1 protein-coding gene is annotated in these 1223 nt (G+C 60.7%); it reads left to right on the forward strand.

Features of this window, described 5'->3' with window-relative positions; genetic code table 11:
- Positions 1–222: 222 nt before the first annotated feature.
- Positions 223–1086 carry a carboxypeptidase regulatory-like domain-containing protein gene (locus KF784_20290; protein MBX3121396.1) on the forward strand — a complete coding sequence of 288 codons (864 nt, stop codon included), beginning with the start codon at positions 223–225 and terminating at the stop codon, positions 1084–1086.
- Positions 1087–1223: the final 137 nt, after the last annotated feature.

The following is a 1223-nucleotide window of genomic DNA, read 5'->3' on the forward strand; positions in this document are numbered from 1 at the left end:
ATGAGGATCCGGTTCCATCCCGGCCCTCAGGACTCCGTGAAGTTTGGCATTCCGGCGCCTTGACAGGTCGCACCGAGCAGCGTAAATTTCTCGCGGTTCCACATACTACGAGGCCAAAGAGCGTACCGCTCCGAGCCCGAACGACCCGTAACTGGGTGGTTCGGGCTTTTTTATTGTCTGCGGCCGGGGTATTCGACACCCGGCCTGCGCAGGAGGTGTCTTATGTCCGGACATCGTTCACGCATCTACCGTCTTCTGTTCGTGCTGGCGCTGTGCTGTCTGGGAGGGGTCGCCCCCGCATGGGCGGACTACAACGTCATCGAGGTGCCCGACGGAGGAACCATCAAGGGCAAGGCGTTGTGGAAGGGGGCGATTCCCAAGGTGCCGCCGCTCAGGGTGTTCGCCGATCTCGATGCCTGCGGGACGCAGGTGCCATCGCCCGTGTTGCAGATCGATCCGGCAAGCATGGGTGTGCAGGATGTGCTGGTGTACCTTGAGCGAGTGGAGCGCGGGAAAGCGGCGGAGCCCGTCTATCGCCTTCCTATGGGGAAGGGAGGAGCGTCCTCCACAGGGCATGCCTGCCAGTTCCAGCATCCGGTCTTTCCATTTGTGCGTACGTCACAGGTCGGGATGGTCAATTTCGAACCGGTGCTGCACAATCCCCATTTCTTCAGCGAGACACAGGCCAGCCTGTTTAACCTCGCCCTGCCGACTCCCGATCGAGAAATCACGACCAGGCTCTTGCGTGCTCGCGGAGTCGGATTGCGGTTGCTGTGCGATGTGCACGTTCATATGAATGCCTGGGCGGCGGCGTTCGATCACCCCTATTTCGCCGTGACCGATTCACAGGGGCGCTTTGAAATCAGTGGCATCCCGCCGGGATCCTACACCGTGGTAGCCTGGCATTCCGGCTATAACATCCTCAAGTTCAACGCCTCTCGTCCGGTCTACGACGAACCTCATGTCATTCGGAAGACGGTGACGATCGCACCGCGGGGTCTGGTCGAATCTCAATTTGAATTGCCTGTCCGTCCGGTCGACGTCGAGTGGAACATCGCCGGCGGGGAGGAACGTCCGCCTGAATAACCACCCGTCCTGCCCGGCCGACGCTTGGGCCGATGGCATGTTCGACCACACAGTGAGTCATGGGAGGGAGCGATGAAAAATTCGATGCTTCATGCCAGGGCTGGGATCGCGGCGCTGCTCGTGTTGTTCGCGCTGGC

This window comes from Fimbriimonadaceae bacterium, from assembly GCA_019638775.1.
Classification (GTDB): Bacteria; Armatimonadota; Fimbriimonadia; order Fimbriimonadales; family Fimbriimonadaceae; genus JAHBTD01.

Bases quoted from the DNA above. Each gene is read 5' to 3' on its own strand.
- KF784_20290 (MBX3121396.1), top strand. From the start codon at position 223: ATGTCCGGACATCGTTCACGCATCTACCGTCTTCTGTTCGTGCTGGCG.